At 37.1% G+C, this 15441-nt stretch carries 13 protein-coding genes; 7 read left to right on the top strand and 6 right to left on the bottom strand.

What is annotated here, in order from left to right; genetic code table 11:
* Nucleotides 1-21: 21 nt before the first annotated feature.
* The 4 genes from Q4493_RS04845 to Q4493_RS04860 form a co-directional block, all read right to left on the bottom strand.
* Nucleotides 22-1254: a glycosyl transferase gene (locus tag Q4493_RS04845; protein ID WP_303449788.1), complete on the bottom strand. Its 1233-nt coding sequence runs from the start codon at nucleotides 1252-1254 to the stop codon at nucleotides 22-24.
* Nucleotides 1255-1257: 3 nt separating this feature from the next.
* On the bottom strand, nucleotides 1258-2112 hold the full coding sequence (locus Q4493_RS04850; protein WP_303449789.1) for a mannosyl-3-phosphoglycerate phosphatase: 855 nt from the start codon (nucleotides 2110-2112) through the stop codon (nucleotides 1258-1260).
* On the bottom strand, nucleotides 2112-2990 hold the full coding sequence (locus Q4493_RS04855) for a kinase (protein WP_303449790.1): 879 nt from the start codon (nucleotides 2988-2990) through the stop codon (nucleotides 2112-2114). The genes Q4493_RS04850 and Q4493_RS04855 overlap by 1 nt, the downstream gene beginning before the upstream one ends.
* A gap of 332 nt (nucleotides 2991-3322) precedes the next feature.
* Nucleotides 3323-3733: a GFA family protein gene (locus tag Q4493_RS04860; RefSeq protein ID WP_303449792.1), complete on the bottom strand. Its 411-nt coding sequence runs from the start codon at nucleotides 3731-3733 to the stop codon at nucleotides 3323-3325.
* Between the two features lie 189 nt (nucleotides 3734-3922).
* Between Q4493_RS04860 and Q4493_RS04865 the strand changes: the two genes are divergently transcribed.
* From Q4493_RS04865 to prsT, 3 genes are all read left to right on the top strand, one after another.
* A complete protein-coding gene (locus Q4493_RS04865) occupies nucleotides 3923-5167 on the top strand; it encodes an ATP-binding protein (RefSeq protein ID WP_303449793.1) in 1245 nt (414 codons plus the stop codon).
* Nucleotides 5168-5174: 7 nt separating this feature from the next.
* Nucleotides 5175-5714, top strand: coding sequence for a response regulator transcription factor (locus Q4493_RS04870; protein ID WP_303449794.1), 540 nt, complete (start codon nucleotides 5175-5177; stop codon nucleotides 5712-5714).
* A gap of 150 nt (nucleotides 5715-5864) precedes the next feature.
* Nucleotides 5865-8612: an XrtA/PEP-CTERM system TPR-repeat protein PrsT gene (gene prsT, locus Q4493_RS04875; RefSeq protein ID WP_303449796.1), complete on the top strand. Its 2748-nt coding sequence runs from the start codon at nucleotides 5865-5867 to the stop codon at nucleotides 8610-8612.
* 404 nt (nucleotides 8613-9016) lie between these two features.
* Here the strand turns inward: prsT and Q4493_RS04885 are convergent, their stop codons facing one another.
* Both Q4493_RS04885 and Q4493_RS04890 read right to left on the bottom strand, forming a co-directional pair.
* Nucleotides 9017-9982 carry a siroheme synthase gene (locus tag Q4493_RS04885; protein ID WP_303449798.1) on the bottom strand — a complete coding sequence of 322 codons (966 nt, stop codon included), beginning with the start codon at nucleotides 9980-9982 and terminating at the stop codon, nucleotides 9017-9019.
* A gap of 67 nt (nucleotides 9983-10049) precedes the next feature.
* Nucleotides 10050-10853, bottom strand: coding sequence for an ABC transporter substrate-binding protein (locus Q4493_RS04890; protein ID WP_303449799.1), 804 nt, complete (start codon nucleotides 10851-10853; stop codon nucleotides 10050-10052).
* A gap of 138 nt (nucleotides 10854-10991) precedes the next feature.
* Here Q4493_RS04890 and prmA point away from each other — a divergent pair, with 138 nt between their 5' ends.
* The 4 genes from prmA to purH all read left to right on the top strand — a co-directional run bounded on the left by prmA (nucleotide 10992) and on the right by purH (nucleotide 15154).
* Nucleotides 10992-11873, top strand: coding sequence for a 50S ribosomal protein L11 methyltransferase (prmA, locus tag Q4493_RS04895; RefSeq protein WP_303449801.1), 882 nt, complete (start codon nucleotides 10992-10994; stop codon nucleotides 11871-11873).
* Between the two features lie 207 nt (nucleotides 11874-12080).
* Nucleotides 12081-13046 (top strand): tRNA dihydrouridine synthase DusB, encoded by a 966-nt coding sequence (gene dusB, locus Q4493_RS04900; protein WP_303449803.1) that lies wholly within the window; start codon nucleotides 12081-12083, stop codon nucleotides 13044-13046.
* A 17-nt stretch (nucleotides 13047-13063) separates the two neighbouring features.
* A complete protein-coding gene (gene fis, locus Q4493_RS04905; RefSeq protein WP_303449805.1) occupies nucleotides 13064-13351 on the top strand; it encodes a DNA-binding transcriptional regulator Fis in 288 nt (95 codons plus the stop codon).
* Nucleotides 13352-13552: 201 nt separating this feature from the next.
* Nucleotides 13553-15154, top strand: a complete 1602-nt coding sequence (purH, locus tag Q4493_RS04910) for a bifunctional phosphoribosylaminoimidazolecarboxamide formyltransferase/IMP cyclohydrolase (protein ID WP_303449806.1) — start codon at nucleotides 13553-13555, stop codon at nucleotides 15152-15154.
* The last annotated feature ends 287 nt before the right edge of the window (nucleotides 15155-15441 follow it).

Raw genomic sequence — 15441 nt, forward strand, 5'->3', positions numbered from 1 at the left:
TACTTCATTTATATTTAACGGTTAAAGATTGGTTTGGTTAAATTCTTGATTATCCAATTCAACGGCTTCTTTTAGCTGCGTTAATATATCGGGAATTGCACTGACTACGCGGTTCCATGATGGAATAAAAGGCGTTTCCATTGGCTGTTCTAAGAAAGTATTACCAGCGGTTAAAATATTTTCAGCAAACATTTCTACCGCTTTTTCTTCGGTATGAATGTCGAGACTAAGACCATTCATCATGGCATCGTTACGGTAAGTTTCTACATAATCTAAGGCGATACGGAAGTAGGTTGCTTTTAACGTTCTAAATTTTTCTGGCGTAAACGTTTCGCCTTGAGTAGCAAGCTTACGAATAAAGGCCTTGCTAATATCTATCGACATTTTAGATAAACCGCCTGCGGTATTTTCTAATGATAAATCTTGATGTTTATGATCGTATGTTGAAGCAATATCTACTTGGCATAATCTATTTGGCGAGTAATTACGATACATCTCAGATAATACGCCAATTTCTAAACCCCAATCACTCGGAATACGAATATCGCTTAATACGTCACGCCTAAACGAAAATTCACCTGCTAATGGGTATAAAAAACTGTCCATATATTCAAGGTAATCACAATGACCAACGGTTTTCTTTAACGCTTTAATTAACGGGGTAACCAGTAATCGCGATACGCGGCCATTAATTTTTCCGCCGGCGACACGGGCATAAAAACCTTTTGAAAACTCATAATTAAACATTGGATTTGCAACGGGATATAACAACCTATCCAGTAATTCACGCTCATACGTTAAAATATCGCAATCATGAAGGGCGATAGATTCTGCTTTGCCTGAAGCCAAAATATAGCCCATGCAATACCAAACATTGCGGCCTTTGCCTAATTCTTTTGGCGCTAAACCTAGCGCTTGTAGTTTTTTATCGATAGCTTGCAGTCTGGGGCCATCATTCCATAACACGCGGTGATGTTGTGGTAGTTGACCAAAAAAGGATAGGGCGTGTTTGTATTGTTCAAGATCAGCTCGATCTAAACCAATAACAATTTCAGATAAGTATTTTACTTCTTTTATTTTGTTAATAATGTCAGGTAATGCTTTGCCTTCTAGCTCGGAAAATAACGAAGGTAAAATAAGGCCTAATGAGCGAGTTTTAGAGAAGGTTAATAATTCATCGGCCATGTCTGCCGGCTCGCGTTGCGCTAAATTATGTAATGTGGTTACCGTACCATTTTGATAGAAATCAGCCATGATTTACCCCTTTTGGGTTTGTTGAGAAGTTGATGATGAAAAGAGCAGTGCTTGTATTGCTTCAGCCCAGCCAGATGGACCACATAACTCTGTTTGAATGGTGTGTCTGTTTTGTCGATACAATGTTGGAAAATCATGTACCGGCGATCGAATTTGTACCGCGATTTCTGCTGCCTCTAACATTGCTATGTCATTTTCACCATCGCCTAGCGCAATGGTGTAAACAGTTTCTTGAGGATAATGTTCACGATATTGTTCAGTTAACCAAATCAGCGCTTGGCCTTTGTCGCAATAGCCATTTATATGTAAAAACCGTCCGCCTTGAACAACGTTGGCGCCGTAATCGACTAACTGCTCAATAAATAACTGTTTACTTTTTTCGTCACCAAGCCAGTGAATGGGTTCGCCATATTGACGCTGTTTTGCTTGTGCTGCTTTTTCTGGTGTAAGCCCAGTTAGTTCCGTTAGTTGCTCAACGGTTAATGTTGAAAAGCCCTGATATAAATGTTTAAAGTCGGCACAAACCGTTTCAAGTAACTCTAACCAATACTTTCTTGATGAAGCAAAAGACTTCACCCAGTAATTATCAACTTCGGTTGTGTCAGCGGGTTGTATCGCAAAGGTCGTTTTAGGCATATAAACAGCCGCACCATTTTCTATAATAAATGGTGTATCTAGTGCTAATTCTGTTTGAATATTCGCTAATTCAGCCCTTGTTTTACTGGTATTTAAAATAATTGGGATATCAGCTTCTTTTAGTTTGCTGATAGTGTCGTAGGCATCGTTTGCTTGATACGTATAATGGTCAAGTAACGTGCCATCTAAATCACTAAATATCAGAACTTTATCAGTGCGCATTATTGCTCCTTAAGACTCAATTGACGAATATGTCGATTGTTCTCTAGGTAAAAAATGGCATCGGCTGACTTAGAAATTGTATTGCAGGCTTGTACACTAAGTCTTTGAAAATATTGCGTGAAATTTAATATCTCTTCTGGAGACATAATTTTTGAATCGGTTAAGTTTTCATGTCTCGCCTTTAATTTTTCCTCTTGTTCTAAACGCCATTTATATACACAATCAAAAGATGGCGCTTGTAAAGACAACCAAAAATCCATCTTTTCATACAAAGGTTCATAGGTGGTTTTTAGTTGCTGATTGACGTAATTTCGCCAAATACCATTGGTGTCATGTTGTAATTCAAGTTCATTGATCGGAGATTTTAATTGCTCATCAGTTTGAGATTCTACGCCCCAACACCAACCTTCTAATAAGATAATATCTACGGGCTTGTCTATGTGCTGCCATTTCGTTTCAGGATAAGGTTCGTCTGTTGCTTTATTAAATCGAGGAATTTTAAAGCCTGTTTTTTGCTCACTTAACTGACTTATTACTTGTTTTAATGCCGTAATGTCATGAGTGCCTGGCACGCCGCGTGTTGCCAACAAAGGATGTACGTTATCTGCAAGTGTTTTACGTTTTTGACGAGTTAGATAAAAATCATCTAACGACATCACGATAACATTAAGTTTATAGGTGGTTGCTAAATACTCTGCAATGTAGTCAGTAAACGTTGATTTTCCACTACCTTGGCAACCATTAATACCAACAAAGTAGGCGCCATCGCTTGCTTTAAATTGCTTAAAGATACTATCTGCGAGTGGTTGGTAATATTCTTCAACAGTTTGTTCGAATTCTTCGGGTAAACGGTGTTGCTTTATAAAAGTCGTTAGCATAATTCCCACATCAATTAGTATGATTTAGTTTTATGATTTCAACTATTGTGCCATTTTATTAAGAGTTGTAATTTATTGTTTATCTCATTGTTTTTATTGTAATTAATTATTTTAGAAGAGAAAAAGCAATGGTTTAGTTAATAGTGTTAATTTGCACAATGAATTATATTTTGCACTATTTTGGTGCGTTTTTCTTGGGGATATAGGGGGTAACGTGGTTATAAGGGGAGGGTTTTGTTAATAATTGTCATGACCAAATAACTATCTTGCTTTGGTCATGACATAAACAATAGTAAATAACTTTTATTAATTGTTTGAATTATTTAAATATTTTAAGTCGGGTATTGATCAAATTGTGCCGCAGCTTGGCCGGCTTCAAACCATACAGGTTTTTCTTCACAGAAAATGTTTGCTTGAGGAGTAATTTTTGGATCTCCTTCAAGATAACCAGCAGGTATGACTAATGCACTGCCATCTCGACTTAAATAAGGAACTTGTGAGCCACATTCAGTACAAAAGCAATTACTAAACCTAACCGCATTGGGGAGATCAAAGCGTTTGATCAGCGCTTGGCCTTGGTGCCATTCAATTTTATCAGGTGCGGTAAAAATAAGTGATGCAAAGGCCGAGCCTGTTTTCTTTTGACAGCGATCACAATAGCATTGGTAGAATTTTTGAAAAGGCCCTTCAACCGTACTTTTAACTTTGCCGCATAAACAGCTTCCTGAAACTTTATTACTCATTTTGATCCCTTTTAGCTATTACAAAAATTATGTTTGGTGAATACATCTATATAAGTTGATATCACAGGCTACGTCAATCTATTTAAATGGCAAAAAATTGATTTAATCACTTACAAAGATACTTTACTCGAGTAGCAAGATATTCAAATATCGGTATGATAATTGGCACTCTCTTTCACAGTAATGCTTATGAACTTATTTAACTTTAAATCAATGGCGGTCATTCAACGGCTATTTTTACTTCGCAGCTTAGCTATAGTAATACAGTTGACGACGGTATTGATTGTGTATTTTGTAATGTCTTTGCAAATATCACTCATGTCTTTATTGAGTGTTATTGCCATTGAAAGTCTGTTTCATTTTATTAGCATCTATGTTTTTAGAAATCGGCAAGCGGGCAATTGGGCAATCGTTTGTCAATTATTAGCGGATATCTTTTTTCTCAGTATTTTACTTTCATTAAGTGGCGGCGCTACTAATGCGTTTGTCTCTTTATTATTATTGCCGATTATTATTGCAGCGGTCAGTTTGCCATCCCGTTATTTGTCTATCATTTCATTGTCTGCCATCAGTTCTTACAGCATTCTATTATTTAGAATGCCTGAACATACCATGCATCAAATGGACATGAGTAATCATTTTTTTGCTATGTGGGCTAACTTTTTATTATCCGTTGTTGTGGTGACTATTGTTGTAGGAGCTATGGCTCGAATTATTACTAATAGAGAACAAGCGATTGCTAAACAACGAGAAGAACAATTAAAAAGTGAGCAATTACTGTCGTTAGGGGTTGCATCAGCTCAGGTGACTCATCAACTTGCTACGCCACTTGCTAATATTCAGTTGTTGTTTGATGAATTATTAGAAGATCATCCTGAACACCTTGCTGTGCAATCAATGCGTCATCCCTTAGAGCAATGTCGCGAGCAATTAGGGTATTTTCGTAATTTAGCGGCATCGATTCGAGAAGAGAACACCGAAATAATCAGTGTTACTGAATTACTTTGTCAGTTCAATGATAGTTTGCACTTACATTTTCCTGAGCAAGTAGTTGATATTATTCAAGATGAAGAAATAAACGCATATGTTCAATCTGACGATATGTTGATATCTGCATTACTGAATTTAATTCAAAATGCTATTCGCGCAAATAAAGAACAAAATGAAAGTAAAATAACCTTAACGGTTTATACAAGTAAAAGTGCTTTGCATTTAGTGATCAGAGATTTTGGTGCCGGCATTGAAGCAAATCTCAATAAAGATCAGGCAGATTTATTAGGTGAAAAGCTAGTTGAAAGTAGTAATGGCTTAGGAATGGCAATATTATTATCAAATACGACAATAAATCGTTTGCAAGGCAGTTTGAAGTTAGCGAATCATTCAGAAAAAGGCTGTGTTGCTCATGTTAAATTAACGTTAGTACAGAGAAAATAATCAATAGATGAAGTTATTAATAATAGAAGATGATGAGGCGTTTGCCGCGACGCTATTAAGGCGATTAACTAAGCAAGGTTTTGAGTGTCAAGTGACTCATCAGGCTGATGAAGCGTTACATGTTTGCCATTTATTTCGACCAGAATATTTAATTTTAGATATGAAGCTTGCTAAAGAAAACGGTTTATTACTGATTAAGCCAATTCGTGCGTTGCTGCCGAATATTCGTATCGTTTTATTAACTGGTTTTGCCAGTATCGCCACTGCGGTTGAGGCAATTCAAATGGGCGCTGACGATTATTTAGCCAAACCGGTTGATACCAAAATGCTGTTAAAGGCGCTAAATGGGCATGAAAGTAAAGAGGTGAGCACCTTAGATTCGACATTAAATGAAAACAAACCCATGTCGCCTGAACGCTTAGAGTGGGAACATATTAATCAAGTATTAAGTAGTAATAATGGCAATGTCTCTGAAACGGCTCGTCAATTAGGTATGCATCGACGAACGTTACAACGAAAACTTCAACGAAAACCAGTGGTTAGTTAAATTTCAGGACTGAAAATATATTGTGCTGGTAACAAGTATTTGATGAAGAATTACAGAGTATTACATGTATCCATAATTATGGTAAAGTTGATAGTACTTATGTGTAAATTACGGTTTGCTTGTTTAAATTTGGCAATGAAAAAGGAACTTATGAAACATTTTATTTATCTATTAATGGTTGGCTTGCTATTTTCATGTAGCAAACAATCTAGTGAAGATCACATTGCAGCGGCGAAAAAAAGTATCGCATCCGAAGATTACAACGCAGCGACTATTGAACTAAAAAATGCCATTAAAGCTTCGCCGACATTAGCTGAAGCACGATTTTTACTGGGTAAGATGCATTTAAAAAATCAAGATTATCAAAGTGCTGAAAAAGAATTAAATAAAGCGTTAGAGTTAAATTATCCTGTTAACGAAGTACTGCCGTTATTATCTCAAGCTTATCAAAAAACACGTTCTGATGTCGCGTTAATCGGTCTTTCTCATCAAGAAGATGGTCTAACACCAAATGAAAGAGCAGAGATTGCCTTTTATAAAATTCAAGCCATGTTTCGTTTAGATCAATCAGAAAAAGCACAAGCGCTTATTGATGAAGTACAAAAAACTGATACAGACTCGGTTTTTAAAACCTTAGCCTTAGTTTATTCGCTACTGATTGATGAGAAAATTGAAGCAGCGCAAATGCAATTAGAAGCTATTATCAAAAGTGAGCCAAAACAAGCCGACGCTTTGAAATTACAAGCATTAATTGCTTTAAAAAGAGGTGACCAAACATTAGCTGCAGATACCTATGGGGCTTATTTATCGTACTACCCTAATGATTTAGAGATAGCGTTTATTAATGCTCGTTTGCTCGTAGAATTGAATCGCACAAAAGAAGCTGAACCTATCATAGATAAATTATTGGCAATTAATGAAGATAATGGCTTGTTAAATCAATTAAAAGGCATTGCAAGATTTAACGAAAAAGATAATGAAAAAGCATTGTTCCATACAGAAAAAGCGATTACTGCAATGCCATCAGACCCAGCATTAAGGTTGTTAGCTGCTTATAGCGCCTATCGTTTAAAAAATTACGAAGTCACTCACCAACATTTATCAATTATTGCTGAACAATTGCCACCAAATCATGAAGCATTGAGGTTATTGGCAGCGAGTCAATTACATTTAGGTTTTACTAAAGAAGCTGGCGAAACAGTTAACTCTCTTGGCGAGTTGTCAGAAAAAGACAACTCGTTAGTTTCCAGTGTTGGTCTGGCACTTGTTAATAGTGGTGAAGTAAAACAAGCTAGAAATATACTAAGTAAATCTACCGAAATAGGAGCTGAAACAGCAGAAGATCTTACGCGTTTAGGATTATTGAAACTTTCATTAAATGATGTTGAAGGTATCGCTAATCTAGAAACAGCCTTAGATAAAAAACCCGACCAAGAAATTACGCGCCATACTTTAGCCACCGCTTATTTAACAACACAGCAATTTGATAAAGCAATGAAATTGGCTCAACGGTGGAAGTCAGCCGACAACGAAGATGAACAAGCGTATTTATTAACAGCGAGTGTTTATTTTCAACAAGAAAAATTTGACCGTGCAAAAGCTGAATATCAACAGATATTATCGTTTAATCCAGAGCATATAGGTGCAAGACTCGCATTGGTTGATTTAGCTGCACGAGAAAAAGATTACCCAACAGCAAAGCGAGAAATTGATGCTTTATTAGCAATAGAACCGTCAAATGTTGCTGCTTTAGTGAAGCTTTATCAATATCAATCTAATCAAGGGGAGTCTGATAAAGCGGTTAACGTCATCGAACAGCATTTCAAAGAGTCTCCTGATAATCAAGCCATGCGGTTATTGTTAGCCAAAGTATATTTACAAGAAAACAAACCGGAAAAAACCGCTGAATTATTAGGTGATTTTGATGATAAAAATGCGCCAAAAATTTATTGGCAGTCTTTAGGCCAAGCTTATTTCAAGATGAAAGACTTTCAAAAAGTTCAAAACCATTATCAGCGTTGGTTAGAAAAAGAGCCGGCAGATCGTGATGCGATCTTGAGTAATTTATTATTATTAGATAATCAACGTAAGTACGAACAAGCGTTAACGCTGAGTGCTCAATATATTGCTAATTTTCCAAATGATGTTGAGATAGCATTGCTACATATTCATTTTCTATTAATTTCAGGAGATTTTGCCACAGCGGATACACAATTAACGTTAATTCCTGAACAAGCGAAAGGTTTGCCATTTACTAAAGGGTTAATCGGGCAACTACAACTAAATAAAAAGCAATATAGTCAAGCATTAGTTAATTTAACGGCAGCCTATAATGCGCAGCCAACCTCTCGAAATGTAAATTTAGTTTATTTCTGTTTAATTAATTCGGGTCAAAAAGAGCAAGGCTATGATTTTTTACAACAGCATGTGACTAACAATGAAAATGATGTAGCAAGTTTGATGCATTTAGCGCAACTACAAATTACTAAAGATACCGAAGCTGCAATTAAAAGTTATGAACGTGTACTGACAATTACTGATGATAATTTTATCGCCTTGAATAATTTAGCTTACTTTTATTTAGAACGTAATCAATTAGATAAAGCTCAACAGCATGCAGAAAAAGCGCTGGCGTTAAAACCAAATATGGCTGATGTATTAGACACGGTTGGCCGTATTCATTTAGCGAAAAAAGAATATGAACCTGCGGTTAAGTACTTAACTAAGGCCGTTACTGAAAATGGTGATAATGAAGAAATATATTTAAATTACGTTGAAGCCTTGTTATTGAATAATAATAAAGTGCTGGCGCAAAGAAAAATAACGCAAAAAACGTTTAAAAATTCGGTGTCAATTAAACGTGCTGCAGAATTAAAACAAGCTTATCAACTTGATTAAATACTCAGGTTAACCAAATAAATTATTAGGGGCTGTTGATCTTTCGCGGTTAAATTTTGTTCGAGATAAAATCGTTTTAATCGCGGCGAGTAGTGTGTAACCTAGTCATTCTAAGTAAATACTACTCAACAAAGCGTAAAACGATTTTAGCCGAATCCTTCGGACAGCGTTTGTTGGTCATTTTTATGGCGTTGCCCCACAAGGATGTGGGGTAAGGTGACTTTGCAGGAGCATAAAGTCTTTATCGCCTTTGTATGTGGAACAACCCTATTACAAAGGCTCTGCCTTATATAAATACCCAACAAAATGCGGCAAAAACAATCTCGAAAGTTCAACAGTCCCTAGGTATTATGACTTAAACCATCGTTCATTTATGTTCGATGGTTTTTTATTTTAATGAGTATTTATTTGCCGCTGATTAACTCTTTTGTGCTGATCTGACTTAATGTTAGTGCCGAGTTATGAGGCAATACATGGTGCTCTGCTAATAGGTAGATGACTTTATTTCCCGCCTCAGCCAGTTCTATCGCATGTTGATAATTTATTAACATTGTTGAAGGAATACTTTGTGGAAACTTGTCTGCATCACGGCGAATATATTCTATTAAATCAAGATTAACTTTTTCATCATAAAAAACAGCATCCGCAAATTGCATATCTCGGTGGGCTGCTAAAGTTAAGTGATCTGGATCGCCATCTAAGGTATGAATAAAGGTAATTTCACCTTGAGGTGGCGGTACTTCTTCATTCAAACTGAGGATTAGTTGTTGTTCTGCTTGTTGGTCGTTACCTTGCAAAATAGCATTGCCAATAGCACCACGCAAGGTTGCTTCCCAAAATGAACGACGATTTCGTAGACCTTTTATTCTTGCTTTTACGTGATCTCTAAACTTTAGCGAAAAATCGGCAAGTTTACCGTAGCCAGCAGGTAATGTTTTTTCAATCTGTTCGCGCAACATTCTGAGTAAAATGGGTGCACTTCCTGAACTCGACATTGCTATTAATATCGGTGAACGATCAATAATGGCGGGGGTTATATAACTACAAAGTGCTGGCTGATCAACCACATTAACGAGTATTTTAAGAGCTTCGGCTTCTTGAGATATCGCTTGATTAACTAAGGCATCATCAGTTGCTGCAATTACTAAATTAAAGCAAGAAAGTTCACCCTGTTGATAATTATGCCTTATCCATTGCAGGTTATTGTCGTTAACTAATCGTTCAACACTTGCATTAACCTGCTCGCTCATCACGGTAATGTTGCTAGTAGTTTTTAACAATAATTCTATTTTACGAGCAGCGACATCCCCGCCGCCAATAATGATAGCCTTGATTTTATCTGAGGTTAAAAAAATAGGAAAATAATTCATACTAAGCGGTAAACTTTTAATTTGTTAATGTTTGTATTTGCAATGAGTTTGATTGACTTGTGGCTCATTATGAATGCGGAGGCGTTAATTGCCATTTTGTCATAATTTGCTGATATCGACCATCAGCTTTTATCACTTCAAAACTGTTTTTTACTTTTTCAATAATGGCTTTGTCGGTGGCTAAATTTGCAGCTAGATAAAGATCCGAAGCAAAATCGTTAATTTCATAAACAAGTTCTACTTCGTCAGGATCAAAAGATGCTTTCATTATTTCATGTCGCCAAATAATACTATTAGTAAAGACTAAATCTGTTTTACCCGTAAAGAGTTGGTTCCAAAGTGCGGGGTATTTATTGCTTACATAAAGGTTTTTTTTGTGGGTAAAGCCTTTGTTTAAAAGGTAATTTTCTGCTAAATCGTGTCTGATTGCCCCAACAGCATATTGCTTGGCTTGTTCGATGCTATCTAAGTGAATATTTGCATTGCTCCTTAAAGCTGCAAAATATGATTGTATGGTAAATAATTTTCCAAGCCAGATAAACTTTGCTTCTCTTTCTTCGCTTCTCAGCATTGAAAAAATAAAGGTATTTGGTTTTTTTATTGCCAACTCGTAACTTCTAGCCCATGGAAAAATCGAAATTTTTGCATCAATGCCAGAGTCTTCAATTATTAAGTTTACTAGCTCAATTAGAGCTCCTGACGGGGGCTGGTTGGCGGCATCAATTTGTAAAGGAGGGAGATCTTCGGTAACAAATTGAATTTTTATACTTTTGTGGTTTTCATTAGCGAGTCTTTCATCCGCAAGGTTTTCATCCGCAAGACAATGAAAAGTTAAGGAAACAATGGCTAAAGAACCTATGAGAGTTAACAATCGTGATAGCACCGTATTGTTTTCCTTCGTCGATGAAATTCAATCCTTTTATATTGTCTTGCGATAAATCAAATAGCAATCAATTTTTATAACGATAAGTGATAAACTGTTACTAATATTAATGAATAGAGTAAAGAAATGCCTTGGATACAGCTTCGATTAAGTGCAGATGAAGAAACAGCTGAGAAATACAGTGATTGGTTAATGGCATGTGGCGCACAAGCGGTCACTTTTATTGATGCGAAAGATACCCCTATTTATGAACCTTTACCGGGCGACGAAGTAGTTTATTGGTCAAATACGGTCGTCATGGGGTTATATGATGCCAGTGCTGATATGGATAAAGCCATTGCTTATTTACAAGAGATTCATCCTGATAAACAAGCCATGCGTTATAAACTTGAACAATTAGAAGATAAAGACTGGGAACGTGAATGGATGGATAATTTTCATCCAATGAAATTTGGTCAACGTTTATGGATTTGTCCAAGCTGGCGTGATGTGCCAGAGCCCGATGCAATTAACGTGATGTTAGATCCCGGCTTAGCTTTTGGTACGGGTACACACCCGACTACCGCATTATGTTTAACCTGGCTAGATGGTTTAGATCTTACCGATAAAATCGTGGTTGATTTTGGTTGTGGCTCAGGCATTTTATCATTAGCAGCATTAAAACTTGGTGCTAAAAAAGTAATTGGTATTGATATCGACCCACAAGCGCTTCAAGCGAGCCGAGAAAACGCCAAACGAAATAAAGTGGAAGATAGGCTCGAGTTATATTTACCTGAAGATCAGCCTTTATATAAAGCAGATGTTGTTGTCGCGAATATTTTAGCTGGACCGTTACGTGAATTAGCACCAATCATTATTGAGTTTGTTGGTGAAAAAGGGCTTTTAGCGCTGTCAGGGGTATTAGAAGAACAAGCACAAGAATTACAGCGAATTTATGGGCAATGGTGTCAAATGGATCCTGTTGCGATTCAAGAAGAGTGGGTAAGACTTTCTGGAAGAAGAAAGTAACGCCAATATCCTCCGTTTATTTTTTGTAAAACGTGTGCAGATTTTGTTAACTATTTGTACAAAATCTGCACACATCAATGGTTTGCAAAATGTCAATATTAAAATGACGAAAAAAAGTCATTTTTGTTCAATTTATATGCTTTTCAATCTGAAAAAAAACGCGTAAACTTAGCGCCCTTTTGAAAGGTAGCTCAAAAAAACAACAGCGTGAAGATAGGTTCATATTCTTTAGCGAGTAATACAATGCTCGCACCCATGGCAGGAATTACTGACCAACCGTTTCGACAATTATGTTGTCAAATGGGGGCAGGGCTTGCAGTATCAGAAATGGTATCTGCCAATCCTAAAGTTTGGAAAACTGAAAAATCAAAACGACGTTTAATTCATGGTAATGAAGCAGGTATTTGTTCTGTACAAATTGCTGGTTCTGATCCTGATGAGTTAGCTCTTGCTGCACAAGTTAATGTTGATAATGGTGCTCAAATCATTGATATCAACATGGGTTGTCCAGCAAAAAAGGTAAATAAGAAATTAGCGGGTTCGGCGTTACTGAAAGAGCCAACTTTGGTTGAACAGATTATTAAATCTGTTGTTGATAAAGTAGCTGTGCCAGTCACGTTAAAAATTCGCACTGGATGGTGTGAAAATACCCGCAATGGTATCGAAATAGCAAAAATTGCTGAACATAATGGTATTCAATCGTTAGCTGTTCATGGTCGTACTCGCAACGACTTTTATAAAGGTGAAGCTGAATACGAAACCATTAAAGCAATTAAAAAAGCTGTTTCAATTCCTGTGGTAGCAAATGGTGATATCACCAGTGCTATAAAAGCATCGCAAGTGCTTGATTACACAGGAGCCGATGCCATTATGGTTGGTCGAGGTGCTCAAGGGCGTCCATGGATTTTCAGAGAAATTAATCATTTCTTTGCAACAGGCCAACAATTAGCACCACCCTCATTGGAAGAGGTACGCTCAATCATGATTGAGCATGTAAAAGGATTACACACGTTTTATGGTGACTTTATGGGTGTAAGATTTGCCCGTAAGCACGTTTCTTGGTACATGCAAACGCTTGACCCAGAAAAACAGTTTCGTTCTATTTTTAATGCTTTAGAGTCTGAACAAGAACAACTCGAAGCATTAACTAGATATTTTGATAATTTAATTTAAGAAAGAGTCTGAACTTTATGTTTGAACAAAATATTTCATCTCCATTCGTTACCGGTAACATGCAAACTCAAGCAGAAGCATCACCATTACGCAGCCAAGCCAAAATTGCTATTAGCAACTACTTATCTCAATTAAACGGTAATGATGTTGACGATATGTATGACCTTGTACTTTCAGAAATTGAAGCGCCAATGCTTGAAGAAGTGATGAAGTATACTCGCGGTAATCAAACTCGCGCCGCTAATTTATTAGGTATTAACCGTGGTACTTTACGCAAGAAGCTTAAAAAATACGGTATGAACTAAAAACTCGCAGGTTAGCCTGCATTGAAAAAGCACCTTAGGGTGCTTTTTTAGTTAATAAAGGTTGATTATGTTAGCGCATAAGAAAACTTTCACTAAACTGTACACAAACAATCACGGATGAAATACCTATTAAGGTATAAATGCCAAGGACATATGTCAAAGGCCAGACCAACTCTTATTTAAAGGTTAATGAAAACAGCAATGGATACTCCACGCCCAATCAAACGTGCACTTTTAAGTGTATCTGACAAAACTGGTATTGTAGATTTCGCACGTCATCTTGCTCAAAAAGGTGTTGATATTTTATCAACCGGTGGCACCGCTAAATTATTAGCAGATAACGGTATTAAAGTGACTGAAGTTTCAGAGCACACTGGTCACCCAGAAATTATGGATGGTCGTGTAAAAACATTACATCCAAAAATTCATGGTGGTATTTTAGCGCGTCGTGGTACTGATGAAGCAGTGATGAATGAAAACAACATTGATGCCATTGATATGGTGGTTGTCAACTTATACCCATTTGCGAATACGGTAGCAAAAGCAGGTTGTTCATTAGAAGATGCGGTTGAAAACATCGATATTGGTGGTCCTACAATGGTGCGTGCTGCGGCAAAAAACCATAAAGATGTGACTATTATCGTTAATGCTACAGATTATGATCGTGTAATCGCTGAAATGAACAGCAATGATGATTCATTAACTTATAAGACTCGTTTTGATTTAGCGATTGCAGCTTACGAGCATACTGCTTCATATGACGGCATGATTGCTAACTATTTTGGTCAAATGTTATCGGCGCATGGCGAAGAAGCGAGTGAAGTTAATTTTGAAGAAAAAAATAAATTTCCACGTACCTTTAATAGCCAGTTTATTAAATCACAAGATTTACGCTACGGTGAAAACTCTCACCAAGATGCGGCGTTTTATGTTGAAGCCAACCCTGAAGAAGCATCAGTGTCCACGGCTAAACAAATACAAGGTAAAGCACTTTCTTATAACAACATCGCTGATACTGACGCGGCATTAGAGTGTGTTAAAGAATTTGATGAAGCAGCCTGTGTTATCGTAAAACATGCTAATCCTTGTGGTGTAGCTATTGGCGACAACATTTTAGCGGCATACGAACAAGCCTTTAAAACTGACCCAACTTCTGCTTTCGGTGGCATTATTGCGTTTAACCGTGAATTAGACGCAGATACCGCTGAAGCTATCGTTTCTCGTCAATTTGTTGAAGTGATTATTGCGCCAAGCATTTCTGAAGCGGCGGCACAAATTGTTGCTGCTAAGCCAAATGTGCGCTTGTTAGAATGTGGTCAATGGACAACACAAACAACAGGCTTAGACTATAAACGCGTGAATGGCGGCTTATTGGTTCAAGATAGAGATCAAGGAAAAGTTGCAGCAAGTGATTTAAAAGTGGTTACTAAGCGTCAACCGACAGAAGATGAAATGCGCGACTTACAATTTTGCTGGAAAGTAGCAAAATATGTTAAATCAAACGCGATTGTTTATGTGAAAAATAGCATGACCATTGGTGTTGGTGCCGGGCAAATGAGTCGGGTTTATTCTGCTAAAGTAGCAGGTATTAAAGCTGCCGATGAAAGCCTTGAAGTAAAAGGTTCGGTTATGGCTTCTGATGCATTCTTCCCGTTCCGCGATGGTTTAGATGCCGCAGCTGAAGCAGGCATTACCGCGGTTATTCAACCGGGCGGTTCTATGCGTGATGACGAAGTTATTGCCGCTGCTGATGAGCACAACATTGCCATGGTGTTCACCGGAATGCGTCATTTCCGTCACTAATTAACCTTTGTTTTTGGCGATTCTTGCAATTTCGTTATCAACAGTACTCAAGTATATTTATACATTGCGTGCTGTTTCCTAGAAATTGCTTCAATCGCCTTTAACAAACATTAATGACGAAGAAAACTAGGCTCTGCGCTTCCGCCATGACATTAGTTCATTTAACTTAAACAGTTAATAAATTAATAATATTGAAATGAAAGCTAAGCTTAGCAAAATAAAAGTACACACTTTGTTTGCGATGAAGACGTTATTTTTGTCGGTGGGTGAATGAATATCATTCTGTT

This window comes from Colwellia sp. 1_MG-2023 (genome assembly GCF_030546755.1).
Lineage (GTDB): Bacteria > Pseudomonadota > Gammaproteobacteria > Enterobacterales > Alteromonadaceae > Thalassotalea_H.

Excerpts from the sequence above, each read along its gene's own strand:
- Q4493_RS04870 (WP_303449794.1), top strand. The coding sequence starts at position 5,175 with ATGAAGTTATTAATAATAGAAGATGATGAGGCGTTTGCCGCGACGCTA.
- Q4493_RS04845 (WP_303449788.1), bottom strand. The coding sequence starts at position 1,254 with ATGGCTGATTTCTATCAAAATGGTACGGTAACCACATTACATAATTTA.
- Q4493_RS04850 (WP_303449789.1), bottom strand. The coding sequence starts at position 2,112 with ATGCGCACTGATAAAGTTCTGATATTTAGTGATTTAGATGGCACGTTA.
- purH (WP_303449806.1), top strand. The coding sequence starts at position 13,553 with ATGGATACTCCACGCCCAATCAAACGTGCACTTTTAAGTGTATCTGAC.
- prsT (WP_303449796.1), top strand. The coding sequence starts at position 5,865 with ATGAAACATTTTATTTATCTATTAATGGTTGGCTTGCTATTTTCATGT.
- Q4493_RS04860 (WP_303449792.1), bottom strand. The coding sequence starts at position 3,733 with ATGAGTAATAAAGTTTCAGGAAGCTGTTTATGCGGCAAAGTTAAAAGT.
- prmA (WP_303449801.1), top strand. The coding sequence starts at position 10,992 with ATGCCTTGGATACAGCTTCGATTAAGTGCAGATGAAGAAACAGCTGAG.
- Q4493_RS04855 (WP_303449790.1), bottom strand. The coding sequence starts at position 2,990 with ATGCTAACGACTTTTATAAAGCAACACCGTTTACCCGAAGAATTCGAA.
- fis (WP_303449805.1), top strand. The coding sequence starts at position 13,064 with ATGTTTGAACAAAATATTTCATCTCCATTCGTTACCGGTAACATGCAA.
- Q4493_RS04885 (WP_303449798.1), bottom strand. The coding sequence starts at position 9,982 with ATGAATTATTTTCCTATTTTTTTAACCTCAGATAAAATCAAGGCTATC.
- Q4493_RS04865 (WP_303449793.1), top strand. The coding sequence starts at position 3,923 with ATGAACTTATTTAACTTTAAATCAATGGCGGTCATTCAACGGCTATTT.